The organism is Luteimonas padinae, assembly GCF_014652935.1.
Taxonomy (GTDB): Bacteria; Pseudomonadota; Gammaproteobacteria; order Xanthomonadales; family Xanthomonadaceae; genus Luteimonas; species Luteimonas padinae.
On record NZ_BMZT01000001.1, the window covers coordinates 245,795 to 259,836 of the forward strand.

9 protein-coding genes, 2 tRNA genes and 1 pseudogene are annotated in these 14,042 nt (G+C 68.1%); all 12 read left to right on the forward strand.

Going from position 1 to position 14,042, the window contains the following annotated elements; all coding sequences use genetic code 11:
- The first annotated feature begins 106 nt into the window (after positions 1-106).
- The 12 genes and pseudogenes from IE168_RS01150 (at position 107) to IE168_RS01205 (ending at position 14,034) form a co-directional block, all read left to right on the forward strand.
- Positions 107-601: a CinA family protein gene (locus tag IE168_RS01150; protein ID WP_189494265.1), complete on the forward strand. Its 495-nt coding sequence runs from the start codon at positions 107-109 to the stop codon at positions 599-601.
- Positions 602-620: 19 nt separating this feature from the next.
- The gene (locus IE168_RS01155) at positions 621-2,303 is read left to right on the forward strand and encodes an ABC1 kinase family protein (RefSeq protein WP_189494544.1); all 1,683 of its coding nucleotides are present in this window, start codon (positions 621-623) and stop codon (positions 2,301-2,303) included.
- A gap of 33 nt (positions 2,304-2,336) precedes the next feature.
- Positions 2,337-3,029, forward strand: a complete 693-nt coding sequence (gene lexA, locus IE168_RS01160) for a transcriptional repressor LexA (protein ID WP_189494266.1) — start codon at positions 2,337-2,339, stop codon at positions 3,027-3,029.
- Between the two features lie 375 nt (positions 3,030-3,404).
- Positions 3,405-4,496 carry a recombinase RecA gene (gene recA / locus IE168_RS01165; RefSeq protein WP_189494268.1) on the forward strand — a complete coding sequence of 364 codons (1,092 nt, stop codon included), beginning with the start codon at positions 3,405-3,407 and terminating at the stop codon, positions 4,494-4,496.
- 143 nt (positions 4,497-4,639) lie between these two features.
- Entirely contained in the window at positions 4,640-5,074 is a 435-nt protein-coding gene (locus tag IE168_RS01170) for a regulatory protein RecX (RefSeq protein ID WP_229822977.1), read from the forward strand.
- Positions 5,075-5,235: 161 nt separating this feature from the next.
- Positions 5,236-7,905, forward strand: coding sequence for an alanine--tRNA ligase (alaS, locus tag IE168_RS01175; protein WP_189494274.1), 2,670 nt, complete (start codon positions 5,236-5,238; stop codon positions 7,903-7,905).
- A gap of 142 nt (positions 7,906-8,047) precedes the next feature.
- Positions 8,048-8,251, forward strand: a complete 204-nt coding sequence (csrA, locus tag IE168_RS01180) for a carbon storage regulator CsrA (RefSeq protein ID WP_189494276.1) — start codon at positions 8,048-8,050, stop codon at positions 8,249-8,251.
- Positions 8,252-8,321: 70 nt separating this feature from the next.
- Positions 8,322-8,414 (forward strand) — tRNA-Ser (locus tag IE168_RS01185).
- Between the two features lie 75 nt (positions 8,415-8,489).
- Positions 8,490-8,566 (forward strand) — tRNA-Arg (locus tag IE168_RS01190).
- A gap of 254 nt (positions 8,567-8,820) precedes the next feature.
- Positions 8,821-11,877 (forward strand): annotated as a pseudogene (locus IE168_RS01195) (BPTD_3080 family restriction endonuclease); the annotation flags it as partial.
- A gap of 403 nt (positions 11,878-12,280) precedes the next feature.
- Positions 12,281-12,904: a hypothetical protein gene (locus IE168_RS01200; RefSeq protein ID WP_189494282.1), complete on the forward strand. Its 624-nt coding sequence runs from the start codon at positions 12,281-12,283 to the stop codon at positions 12,902-12,904.
- Entirely contained in the window at positions 12,901-14,034 is a 1,134-nt protein-coding gene (locus IE168_RS01205; RefSeq protein WP_189494284.1) for a Fic family protein, read from the forward strand. The genes IE168_RS01200 and IE168_RS01205 overlap by 4 nt, the downstream gene beginning before the upstream one ends.
- The last annotated feature ends 8 nt before the right edge of the window (positions 14,035-14,042 follow it).

The following is a 14,042-nucleotide window of genomic DNA, read 5'->3' on the forward strand; positions in this document are numbered from 1 at the left end:
GCAGCATCCGACGGCCCGCCAGCGCGGGCCGTCGTCTTTTCCGGCGCGCACGCGACAAGCCGGACCGCAGGCCCGATACTGGACACTTTCGACGCGGAAGGATGCGATGGAAGCCCCGGACGACGCGGAACTGGCGCGACTTGCGCGGGACACCGGCGCACGGCTGATGGCCAGCCGCGACATGCTGGTCACCGCCGAGAGCTGCACCGGCGGCTGGATCGCGAAGGTCGTGACCGACATCGCCGGCTCTTCGGCATGGTTCGACTGCGGCATGGCCGTCTACAGCTACGAGGCCAAGCAGGCGCTGCTGGGCGTGCGCCCGCAGACGCTGGAGGAGCACGGCGCGGTCAGCCGCGAGACCGTGATCGAGATGGTCTCCGGCGCGCTGGTGCACTCGGGCGCCACCGTCGCGGTGGCGGTGACCGGCATCGCCGGCCCCGGCGGCGGCACCGGGGACAAGCCCGTGGGCACGGTGTGGATCGCCTGGAAGCGCCGCGGCGGCTATCCGCAGGCGGAAGTCTTCCACTTCGACGGCGACCGCGACGCGGTGCGCCGGCGCACCGTCGCCGAGGCCCTGCACGGGCTGGAGCGGCTGCTGTGAGCGGGCGGGCGCGGTGACCATGCTCGACGCGCTCGCCGGCGTCCGCGACCTCGGCCGGCTGCAGGAAATCGCCAGCGTCTTCGTGCGCCACGGCTTCGGCGACCTGGTCCGGCGCAGCGGCATGGCCGGGGTGCTCGAGCGCGCCGGGCGGCTGCTGCACTGGGAGCACGCGGAAGAGCGCCCTGCATTGCTGCCGCCGGCGCGCCTGCGCCGCGCGCTGCAGGAGCTGGGGCCGACCTTCGTCAAGCTCGGCCAGGTGCTGGCCACGCGCGTGGACCTGCTGCCGCCGGAATGGATCGCCGAACTGGGGCTGCTGCAGAACGCGGTGCCGGCGCTGTCGTGGGAGGCGGTGTATCCGCAGCTGGTCGAGGACCTGGGCATGGCGCCGGAGGAGGCCTTCGCCCGCGTGGAGACGGTGCCGGTGGCCGCGGCATCGCTGGCGCAGGCGCACCGCGCGTGGCTCCACGACGGCAGCCCGGTGATCCTGAAGGTGCGGCGCCCGGGAATCACCGCCACGGTCGAGGCCGACCTGCGGCTGATGGCGCGACTGGCCGAGGTGATCGAATCGCAGCTGCCCGACCTGCGCCGCTACCGCCCGGTGGAGGTGGTGCGGCAGTTCCGCGACTCGCTGCGCCGCGAGCTCGATTTCGCTGCCGAATGCCGCAGCGCCGAGCGCATCGCCGCCAACTTCGCCGACGACCCGGGCCTGGTGGTGCCGCGGGTGCACTGGCGGTGGACCTCGGAGCGGCTCAACGTCCAGGACTTCATCGATGGCATTCCGGCGGGCGACCTGGCCGCCGTCGATGCCGCGGGGCTGGACCGCACCGCGCTGGCGCGCGCCGGCGCCGGCATCGTGCTCGAGATGCTGCTCGAGGACGGCCTGTTCCACGCCGACCCGCATCCGGGGAACATCTTCTTCCTGCGTGACGGGCGCATCGCGCTGATCGATTTCGGCATGGTCGGCCACCTCGGCGAGCGCCGGCGGCTGGAGATCGCGCGCCTGCTGCACGGCATGGTGGTGCAGGACGCCGAGTCCGTGGCCGACATCCTGCTGGACTGGAGCCTGGGCGGCGAGGTCGACGAGGAGCGGCTGGAGTCCGACACCGCGACCCTGGTCGACCGCTACCGCGGCGTGCCGCTGAAGGACCTGCGCATGGGCACGATGCTGTCCGACGCCGCCGGCCTGCTGCGCGCCCACGGCCTGGTGCTGCCGCCGGACCTGGCGCTGGTGATCAAGGCCTTCCTGACGCTGGAAGGGTTCGGGCGCCAGCTCGATCCCGGCTTCGACATGGCGACCGAGGCGAAGCCCTGGCTGGAGCGGGTGCTGCTGCGCAGGTTCGCGCCGTCGGTGCTGGCGCGGCGCGGGCGCCGCGGGCTGGCCGGCATGCTGGAACTCGGCGCGGAACTCCCGCGCGACCTGCGCCGGCTGCTGCGCGCCGCCCGCGGCGGGCGCCTGGGCGCGCGCATCGACATCCCCACGCTCGACGCCTTCGGCGACCGCATCGACAGCGCCGCCAGCCGGCTGACGATGGGCGTGATCACCGCGGCACTGATCATCGGCTCCTCGATCGTGATGAACAGCGTCGGCGGCGGCGCACGCAACCAGTGGCTGATGGCGCTGGGCGTGGCCGGCTTCGTCGGGGCGGCGGCGCTGGGGGTCTGGATCGTCTATTCGATCTGGAAGGGCGCGCACCGGCGTTGATTCCCGGGCGGGTTAGTAGTATTACTGCTAACCATGGACATCACCGACACCCAGCAGGCGGTCCTCGCCCTGATCGCCGAGCGCATCGCGGAGGAGGGCATGCCGCCCTCGCAGGCCGAGATCGCCCGCGCCTTCGGGTTCAGCAGCGTGCGCGCGGCGCAGTACCACCTCGAGGCGCTGGAAGCCGCCGGCGCCATCGAGCGCGTGCCGGGCCGGGCCCGCGGCATCCGCGTGCTGCGGGCACCCGGAGCAGCTGTAGGAGCAGCTACAGCTGCGACCCGGAATCCACCGAAATCCCGGGTCGTAGCTGCTCCTGCAGTCCCCCAGTCCCCTGCGGACGACCTCCTCGAACTCCCCGTCCTCGGCCAGGTCGCCGCCGGCGTCCCCATCGGCGCCGACATCGGCAGCGACCAGGTGGTGCTGATGGACCGCGCCTTCTTCTCCCCCGCGCCGGACTACCTGCTGCGCGTGCGCGGCGACTCGATGCGTGACGAGGGCATCTTCGACGGCGACCTGATCGGCGTGCACCGCACCGCGGATGCGCGCTCGGGCCAGATCGTGATCGCGCGCATCGACGACGAGATCACCGTCAAACTGCTGAAGGTCGGCAAGGACCGCATCCGCCTGCTGCCGCGCAACCCCGACTACGCGCCGATCGAGGTCGCGCCTGGCCAGGACTTCGCCATCGAGGGCCTGTACTGCGGCCTCGTAAGGCCCAACCGGTGAGCGCTCCTGCAGGCCCCGCTTTTGTGGGGGAAGCCTTTGTGCAGGCGGCTTTTGTAGGAGCGGCTACAGCCGCGAATGGCATCGCCACAGACATTCACCGCGGCTATAGCCGCTCCCCCAAAGGCCGCTCCCGCAAAGGCCGCCCCCCCAAAGGCCGCCCCCACATTGGCCGCACCAGCGGCAGCAGCAGCGGCAGTACCGGCGACAGTCGCGGCGGCATTTCCCCACCGGAATGCGCGGGGTCGCCCGCTGCCACCGCCGCTTCCAGGCGCCCAGTCTCAGTCCCGTGCCGACGCGTCGCAGCCTTTGCGACCCCGGCCGGCCACACTGCATCCAATCCCGAATCCCGCAATATCAAGACCTGAGGACACCACGATGGACGAGAACAAGAAGCGCGCGCTGGCCGCGGCCCTGGGCCAGATCGAGAAGCAGTACGGCAAGGGCTCGGTAATGCGCATGGGCGACCGCACCGCCGAAGCCATCCCGGTGATTCCCACCGGCTCGCTGCTGCTCGACGTCGCGCTCGGCATCGGCGGCCTGCCAAAGGGCCGCGTGGTCGAGATCTACGGCCCGGAGTCCTCCGGCAAGACCACGCTGACCCTGCAGGCCATCGCCGAGTGCCAGAAGCAGGGCGGCACCGCGGCCTTCATCGACGCCGAGCACGCGCTCGATCCCACCTACGCGCAGAAGCTGGGCGTCAACGTCGACGACCTGCTGGTCTCTCAGCCCGACACCGGCGAGCAGGCGCTCGAGATCGCGGACATGCTGGTGCGCTCGAACGCGGTCGACATGGTCGTGGTCGACTCGGTCGCCGCGCTCACGCCCAAGGCCGAGATCGAGGGCGAGATGGGCGACCAGCTCCCCGGCCTGCAGGCGCGCCTGATGAGCCAGGCCCTGCGCAAGCTCACCGGCAACATCAAGCGCTCCAACTGCCTGGTGATCTTCATCAACCAGCTGCGCCACAAGATCGGCATCATGATGCCGGGCCAGAGCCCGGAGACCACCACCGGCGGCAACGCGCTGAAGTTCTACGCTTCGGTGCGCCTGGACATCCGCCGCATCGGCGCGATCAAGAAGGGCGACGAGATCATCGGCAACCAGACCCGCATCAAGGTGGTCAAGAACAAGATGGCGCCGCCGTTCAAGCAGATCATCACCGAGATCCTCTACGGCGAGGGCATCAGCCGCCAGGGCGAGCTGATCGACATGGGCGTGGATGCCGGGCTCGTGGAGAAGGCCGGCGCCTGGTACAGCTACGGCAGCGAGCGCATCGGCCAGGGCAAGGAGAATGCCCGCCAGTACCTCAAGGAGAACCTGGCGGTGGCCGAGCGCCTGGAGTCCGAGCTGCGGGCGAAGATGGCGCCGCTGGCTGGCGCGGCGGCCGAGGTCGACGACGAGGATGAGTCCGGCGGCGACGAAGGCGCGGGCGAGCCGGTCGCCAGGCGCGGCCGGGGCGCCAAGGCCTGAGCATGGGCGGTGCCGGCGCCTTCGGTGGCCGCCGCCGTGGCTCCGGTTCCAGCGACGGGGCCGGAGAGGGAGCGTCCGCTCCGGGGCTTGGTGCCGGTCCCGGACGCAGGCGCCGGCCCGAGCCGACGCCCGCGCAGCGCGCGATGGGCCTTCTGGTCCGGCGGGAGCATTCGCGCAAGGAGCTGGCGCGCAAGCTCGAAGCGCGCGGGGTGGACGGCGACGAAGCCGAGGCCACGGTCGCGCGCATGGCGGAGGCGGGTTGGCAGGACGACGCACGCTTCGCGGCGGGGCTGGCGCGTTCACGCGCGCTGGCCGGATACGGCCCGCTGCGCATCCGCGCCGAGCTGGCCACCCATGGGCTGGGCGAGGACCAGGTCCGGGCCGCATTCGAGGCCCTGGCCGATTCCGGTGACGACGACTGGCGGGCCATGGCCCGCGGCCTGGTGCAGCGCCGGCACGGCGTGGGCGTCGCCGATGATCCCGTGCTCCGCCGCAAGGCCGCCGAATTCCTGTTCCGCCGGGGCTTCGACGGCGACACCGTGCGCGCCGCCACCGCGTTCGACTTCGACGAGGGCTGAGCCGGGCGCTCGGGGGGGCGTGGGCATGACGCGGGGACTCGGTTCGCGCCGCGTCCTGCTAACCTAGCGGAGATCCGAGCGCACGCGCCCGGCACCCGCGCAGGCCAGGGCCGGCAGGGGCGCCGGCGCGGACTCGCCCCCAACCTGCCCGCAAGCCCCGCATGCCAGCCCCAGACCAGATCTCCACGCGGCCGACCACGGCCGACATCCGCCGTGACTTCCTCGAATTCTTCGCAGGCCGCGGCCACACCATCGTGCCCTCGGCGCCGCTGGTGCCCGGCAACGACCCGACGCTGCTGTTCACCAACTCCGGCATGGTGCAGTTCAAGGACGTGTTCCTGGGCGCGGAGAAGCGCAGCTACGTGCGCGCGGCCGACGTCCAGCGCTGCCTGCGCGCGGGCGGCAAGCACAACGACCTCGACCAGGTCGGCTACACCGCGCGCCACCACACCTTCTTCGAGATGCTCGGCAACTGGTCGTTCGGCGACTACTTCAAGCGCGACGCCATCGCCTGGGCCTGGGAGCTGCTGACCGGCGTGTGGAAGATCCCGGCCGAGCGCCTGGTGGTCACCGTCTACCACACCGACGACGAGGCCCATGCCATCTGGCGCGACGTGGTCGGCGTGCCGGAAGACCGCATCATCCGCATCGGCGACAACAAGGGCGCACCGTTCGCCTCGGACAATTTCTGGCAGATGGCCGACACCGGCCCCTGCGGCCCGTGCACGGAGATCTTCTACGACCACGGCGCGCATCATTTCGGCGGCCCGCCGGGCTCGCCGGACGAGGACGGCGACCGCTTCATCGAGATCTGGAACCTGGTGTTCATGCAGTTCGACCGCCAGCCCGACGGTCGCCTCGAGCCGCTGCCCGCGCCCTGCGTGGACACCGGCATGGGCCTCGAGCGCGTGGCGGCGGTGCTGCAGGGCGTGCACGGCAACTACGAGATCGACCTGTTCCAGGCCCTGATCGCCGAGGCCGCGCGCCTCACCGGCACCAGCGACCTCGACAACAAGTCGCTTCGCGTGATCGCCGACCACATCCGTGCCTGCAGCTTCCTGGTCGCCGACGGCGTGCTGCCGTCCAACGAAGGCCGCGGCTACGTGCTGCGCCGGATCATCCGCCGCGCGCTGCGCCACGGCTGGATGCTGGGCGTGCGCCAGCCCTTCTTCCACAGGCTGGTCGCGACCCTGGACGCGCAGATGGGCGAGGCCTATCCGGTGCTGCGCGACCAGCGCGCGCTGGTCGAGCGCGCCCTGCTGGCCGAGGAGGAGCGCTTCGCCGAGACCCTCGACAGCGGCATGCGCATCTTCGACGAGGTCGCGGCCCGCAGCGACGCCGCGTCCAGCGGCGTGATCCCCGGCGCCGACGCCTTCCGCCTGTACGACACCTACGGCTTCCCGCTCGACCTCACCGCCGACATGGCGCGCGAGCGCGGGATGGAGGTCGACACCGCCGGCTTCGACGCCGCGATGGCGCAGCAGCGCGAGACCGCGCGCGCGGCCGGCAAGTTCGGCGGCGGCACCACGCTGCCCGCGGAACTGGTGGCGCGCATGCAGCCCACCGCCTTCCTCGGCTATGACCACGTGCAGGCCGGCGGCCTGGAGGTCGTGGCCATCCTGCGCGACGGCGTGCCGGTCGAGCGGATCGAGGCCGGCGACGAGGCCATCGTCTTCCTCGACCGCACCCCGTTCTACGCCGAGTCCGGCGGCCAGGTCGGCGACACCGGCGAGCTCGATGCGCAGGGCGTGGCCTTCGTCGTCGAGGACACCCGCAAGTTCGCCGGCCAGTTCCATGGCCATGTCGGCCGGCTGCGTAGCGGCGCGCTGGCGGTGGGCGACCACGTGCTGGCCGGAGTCGATGCCGCGCGCCGGGCCAGCACCGTGCTCAACCACAGCGCCACCCATCTGCTGCACGGCGCACTGCGCGAGCGCCTGGGCACGCACGTCGCACAGAAGGGCTCGCTGGTCGCGCCCGACCGCCTGCGCTTCGACTTCTCGCACTTCGAGCCGATCAGCGCCGACGAGCTGCGCGACGTCGAACGCCGCGTCAACGACGAGGTCCGCGCCGACCACGGCGTCGAGATCCGCGAGATGGGCATGCAGGAGGCGATCGACGCCGGCGCCATCGCGCTGTTCGGCGAGAAGTACGGCGAGCGCGTGCGCGTGGTGAAGATGGGTGACTCGGTCGAGCTCTGCGGCGGCACCCACGTCGGCCGCACCGGCGAGATCGGCCTGTTCAAGCTGGTGTCCGAAGGCGGCGTGTCCGCCGGCGTGCGCCGCATCGAGGCCCTGACCGGCCGCGCCGCGCTCGAGCATGTCGCGCGCGGCGAAGCGCGCCTGGACGAGGCCGCGCGCCTGCTGGGCGGCACCGCGGCCGAAGTCGGGGACAAGCTGCGCACGCTGCTCGACCGCCAGAAGAAGCTGGAGCGCGAGCTCGAGACGCTGAAGGCGCGCGCGGCCAGCAGCGCCACCGCCGACCTGTCCGCGGGCGCCGTGGACGTCGGCGGGATCAAGGTCCTGGCCGTCCGCATCGAAGGCCTCGACGCGCGCGCGCTGCGCGACGCGCTGGACCGCTTCAAGCAGCAGCTCGGCGACGCTGTGGTGCTGCTGGCTGGCGCCAGTGACGGCCGCGCCGCGCTGGTGGCGGGTGTCAGCGGCGCCGCGCTGGGACGCGTCAAGGCCGGCGAGCTGCTGTCGCACGTCGCGGCCCAGGTCGGGGGCAAGGGCGGCGGCCGCGCGGACATGGCCCAGGGCGGTGGCGAGGACGGGCCCGCGCTGCAGGCGGCGCTGGCCGAGGTGCCTGGCTGGGTGGCGGCGCGACTGGCCTGAACCTTCGCTTTCCCCGTTACTTTTTGCATACAGCACGGCGGGCACGTCGCTCGCTATCATGTTCAGCTGAAGTGTCACGGACGGTGCCGCCCGGCGCCGTCCTTCCAGGACCGGGCGCAGACCCGGCGCAGGAGTACCCCACATGTTGATTTTGACCAGGCGGGTTGGCGAGACGCTCATGATCGGTGACTCGGTCACCGTGACCGTGCTGGGCGTCAAGGGCAACCAGGTGCGCGTCGGCATCACCGCGCCGAAGGATGTCTCGGTCCACCGCGAGGAGATCTACCAGCGCATCCACCGCGAGGACGACGTCCCGGCGGTCGACCAGGAGGAAGGCGCCAACTGAGGTTTGCCGGTTTCGCATCAAGCCGGTATCCTTGCGCCCCTCGACGGCGCAAGCCAAGAGAGCATCACCCGGAGACTTGCCCGAGAGGCCGAAGGGGCTCCCCTGCTAAGGGAGTATGGGGTCAAAAGCTCCATCGAGGGTTCGAATCCCTCAGTCTCCGCCATCTCCAACGAGATGGGTTCCACCGAGATGATTGACGAACGTCATTCACCTCTTCATAATTCCGCTTCTGCACAACGCGCCCGTAGCTCAGCTGGATAGAGCACCAGGCTACGAACTTGGGGGTCGGAGGTTCGAATCCTTCCGGGCGCGCCATAGAAAAAGCACAAGGGTCAACGGCTTAGCGCTCGTTGGCCCTTTTGCGCTGTGGGCGCCGCACATCTTCTGTGCCCATCCTGTGCCCACGCCGTGCCCAGCCTCTCCCGATTGCGTGCCCAATTCACGCGGAACGGCTCATTGCACTTGGTGGTCTCTCCAGTTGAGACCTCGGTGAGGCAGAATGGAGGGTATTGGCAGCTGCGATGCTTCGCAGCGCAAGTGCGATTTCTGGCCAGGGGGGCCAGGGAGACATGACCAACCAGTTTTTCGAACAGCCAATCCTCAATTCGCCGTACGAGTACCCGTCCAGCCACTGGGAGCTGGATGCGACCGGCCAGCCCACGCAGGAAATCGCCCCCAGCCGCCGTCGGGCGGACTTCATCACCCCGATTCCCAGGCCCCGCAAGCGCAAGGGTGGGGCCGGCGACCAGGCCAGCCTGACTTTCGACGAGGGCAGGGGGCTTTCGACGGACGAACAGGCCTACGACCACACCGCCATCATCAACGCCGTCCGCCATGAAGTGGACGTCTGGCGCAAGCTGCCGCAGGCCCAGTGGCGCGTCACCCCCGAAACCGCCCGCCTGCTGCAACACTGGCGCCACCACCCGTTCGCGGGTGTCCGCCCGTTCTTTTGCCAGGTCGAGGCCGCCGAAACCGCCATCTGGCTGACCGAAGTCGCCCCGCAGATCGGCAAGAGCGGCGATCGCTTCCGTGAGCACCTAAAGAAGGCCAACAACGACGCCAACCCCGAGCTGATGCGTCTGGCCCTGAAGCTGGCCACCGGCGCGGGCAAGACCACGGTCATGGCCATGCTGATCGCCTGGCAGACCATCAATGCCGTACGTCACCCCAACAGTAAGAAGTTCACCCGCGGCTTCCTGCTGGTGGCGCCGGGCCTGACCATCAAGGACCGCCTGCGTGTCCTGCAGCCCAACGACCCGGACAGCTACTACGCCAGCCGCGAGATCGTGCCGCGCGACATGCTGCACGACCTCGACAAGGCCAGGATCGTCATCACCAACTACCACGCGTTCAAGCTGCGCGAGCGCATCGAGTTGTCCAAGGGCGGTCGTCGCCTGCTGCAGGGGCGCACCGGCGAGGCGCTGGAGACGCTGGAAACCGAAGGCCAGATGCTGCAGCGGGTCATGCCCGAGCTGATGGGCATGAAGCACATCCTGGCTATCAACGACGAAGCGCATCACTGCTACCGCGAAAAGCCGGCCGAAGAGAGCGACGAGGATCTGGCTGCCGACGAGAAAGCCGAAGCCAAGGACAACAACGAGGCCGCCCGCCTGTGGATCTCCGGCTTGGAGGCGGTCAACCGCAAGATCGGCCTGCAACAGGTGATCGATCTCTCGGCGACCCCATTCTTCCTGGCCGGCTCGGGCTACGCCGAGGGCACCCTGTTTCCGTGGACCATGAGCGACTTCTCGCTGATGGACGCCATCGAGTGCGGCATCGTCAAGCTCCCGCGTGTGCCGGTCGCCGATAACGTCCCCGGCGCTGAGATGCCCATCTACCGCGAGCTGTGGAAGCACATCGGCAAGAAGATGCCGAAGAAAGGACGCGGGAAGGCAGCGCAGCTGGACCCACTGGCCATTCCGGTAGAGCTGCAGACCGCGCTGGAGGCCCTCTACGGCCACTACGTCAAGACCTACGACGCCTGGAAGCAGGCCGGCATCCAGGTGCCGCCGTGTTTCATCGTGGTCTGCAACAACACCGCCACCTCCAAGCTGGTGTACGACTACATCTCCGGCTTCGAGCGCAGCAATCCTGATGGATCGATGACGCCGGTTCCCGGCCGACTGGAGTTGTTCCGCAACTTCGACGAGCACGGCAACCCGATGGCTCGGCCCAACACCCTGCTGATCGACAGCGAACAGCTCGAATCCGGCGAAGCGCTGGACGACAACTTCCGCGGCATGGCGGCTGATGAGATCGAGCGATTCCGTCGCGAGATCATCGAGCGCACCGGTGACCGCAAGCAGGCCGAGGCCATCACGGATCAGGAGCTGCTGCGCGAAGTGATGAACACGGTCGGCAAGCAGGGTCGGCTGGGCGAGCAGATCCGTTGCGTGGTGTCAGTATCGATGCTCACCGAGGGCTGGGACGCCAATACCGTCACCCACATCCTCGGCGTGCGCGCCTTCGGTACCCAGCTCCTGTGCGAACAGGTCATTGGCCGCGCCCTGCGCCGCCAGTCCTACGAATTGAACGACAAGGGCCTGTTCGACGTGGAATATGCCGACGTCTTCGGCATTCCCTTCAACTTCACCGCTGAACCCGTGGTCGTGCCGCCGCCAAAGCCGCGCAAGACCGTGCACGTCAAGGCGATGCGGCCGGAGCGCGATCATCTGGAGATCGAGTTTCCGCGCGTGCAGGGCTACCGCGTCGAACTGCCGGAAGACCAGCTCGAAGCCGAATTCAATGCCGACCACGTGCTGACACTGACGCCGGACATGGTCGGCGCCACCCGGACGCACAACGCCGGCATCATCGGCGAAGCGGTGGAGCTGGACATCAAGCACCTGGGCGACGTGCGCCAGTCCACCCTGCTGATGGAACTCACCAAGCACCTGCTGTTCCAGCACTGGCGTGATGCCGGCGAGGACGCGCCGATCAACCTGTTCGGCCAACTCAAGCGCATTACCAGGCACTGGCTAGACACTTGCCTGGAATGCAAGGGCGGCACCTATCCGGCGCAGCTCATGTACCGCGAACTGGCGGACATGGCCTGCGAGCGCATCACCAAGGGCATCACCAACAAGGAGCTGGAGAAGGGCCGCCAAGTCAAGGCGATCCTCGATCCGTTCAACCCCACCGGCAGCACCGCGCACGTCGGCTTCAACACCTCGCGCGAAGACCGCTGGGAGACCCAGGGCCCGCCGCCGAAGAACCACGTCAACTGGGTGATCCTGGACAGCGACTGGGAAGGCGAGTTCTGCCGCGTGGCTGAATCCCACCCCAGGGTGCTGGCCTACACCAAGAACCACAACCTCGACCTCAAGGTGCCGTACCGCTTCGGCTCCCTGACCCGCACCTATCTGCCGGATTTCATCGTCAAGGTGGATGACGGCCACGGTCCGGACAACCCCCTCAACCTCATCGTCGAGATCAAGGGCTACCGCCGCGAGGATGCCAAGGAAAAGAAGTCCACGATGGACACCTACTGGATCCCCGGCGTGAACCACCTGGGCAGCCACGGCCGCTGGGCCTTCGCGGAGTTCGTGGATTTGTATGAGATGCAGGAAGACTTCGCGCAGCGGGTGGAGGTCGAGTTCGCGAAGATGATCGAGCGCGCCTCGGGTCGCGAATTCGACCTGCTCACGGTGATGGCCAATCGCTCAGAACGATTGCTCTCATCGTTCTTGAAGTGCCAGCCGGGTTTGACCAGGGTAGTTCGTGGCTTCTGGGAGCTGGCGAGGGGACGCGAACACCATCAAATCTACCTGGGTGACATTGCGTGGATGGGGGAGCAAACCCAATGTGATGCCGACGAGACATTCTCCGTCCTGTCCCTGTTGACTGGCGAGCAGCCCGGACAATTCCGATTGAATCTCACGAACTCCATCAATGGATGCCCGGTTTCGCCCAGCGAAGTGGCCGAAAGGCTCAGGGCCTCCCGGCGGGGGGAATCCGGGGTGGAGGCCTGGGTCGAATGGGCGGGGCTGGTCGAGGTGACATGGCAGCCCAATCCGCTGGATTCGTCCCATGAGTAGCCCTGACAGCTCTTTGCTGGCGCTTGTTGAGCGCATTCGGGCCAAGGCGCCCGAGTACGTCGATCTGATGGCGGCTGAATCCGAAGCGGATTTTGATAAGGCCTTCGATGCGATCCTGGAAAGATCGCTCCATCATCTGGAGACGAACGGCAAGAACCTTGCGAGTCTGGACGAGAACGGCCTGACTGCCGTCCTGGCCGGCGCGTTGTCCGTCCCGGGGTTGAGCGTATCGCAGGAGGCGAACTCAAACGGGCATGTGGACATCACCATAAGCGCCAATTACTGCTCTCCGATGAGGAAGAAGCTTGGCGAGGCGAAGGTCTACGGTGGTCCGGAATACCACCTGAAGGGGCTGAACCAGCTCCTTGCACGATACTCGACGGGTCACGAGTGTCGGGGTCTGGTGATCGCTTACGTCAAGCAACAGAACATCAAGGGGTTGATCGAAAAGGTCAGGGATAAAATGGATGCCGACCTGCCCGAGCATCAGCAGGGAAAGACAATGGATCACCCGTGCAAATGGCACTTTCTGTCCAGACATCTGCATTCGAGCGGAGAGGTGCTTGAGGTAGGGCACGCAGGCTGCAATCTGCACATTGATGGTCACGGTGCATGAAGTTCGAAACCTTCAAGCCCGGCCGCTGGCAGCAGCGCCTGCAGTACAAGAGTTTCGAGCCGGTGCCGGTGAACCACGACTGGCATTGGGAAGACCCGCAGATCAATGTGCTGCTCGAATCGGCCAACCGCGCCCTGGGCGAGCTCAACGCCTATTCGCTGATCGTCCCGGACATCGACCTGTTCATCGAAATGCACGTGGTCAAGGAGGCGCAGACCTCCAGTCGCATCGAGGGCACCAACACCGGCATCGACGAAGCCGTGTTGCCGGAAGAGCAGATCAAGCCGGAGAAGCGCGACGACTGGCGAGAAGTGCGCAACTACATCGACGCGGTCAACTTTGCCATTGCCGAGCTCGACAATCTGCCCCTGTCCAACCGGCTGCTCAGGCAGACCCACGCCATCCTGCTGCGCGGGGCGCGTGGCGAGCACAAGCAACCGGGTGAGTTCCGCATCAGCCAGAACTGGATCGGTGGCTCCAGCCTGGCCGACGCCGCCTTTATCCCGCCCCACCACGAGGGCGTGCCGGAACTGATGGGCGATCTGGAGAAGTTCTGGCACAACGAATCGGTCACCGTCCCGCACCTGATCCGTCTGGCCATCAGCCACTATCAGTTCGAGACCATCCATCCGTTCCTGGACGGCAACGGCCGTATCGGCCGCCTGCTGGTGCCGCTGTACCTGGTCAGCCATGGCCTGCTGGCCAAGCCCTCGCTGTACCTGTCGGACTTCTTCGAGCGCAACCGCGGCAGTTATTACGATGCCCTGACCCGTGTGCGCGTCTCGGGCGATCTGATCCACTGGGTGCGGTTCTTCCTGCGGGGCGTGGCCGAGACCTCCGCCAAGGGGCGCGACACCTTCGGCAAGATCCTGGTCCTGCGCACCGACGTGGAGCAGCGCATCCTGGCGCTGGGCAAGCGCGCGCCCAATGCCCGCGCCACATTGAACCTGCTGTATCGCCACCCGGTGATCTCCGCCGCCGACCTGGAGCACCAGCTCGGGGTGTCTGCCCCGACCGCCCAGGCCTTGGTCAAGGACTTGATTCGATTGGGAATCCTGGTCGAGATCACCGGCCAGATGCGTGGCCGGCTGTACGAGTTCGAACCTTACCTTGATCTCTTCGCTAGTTAACCGAAAGC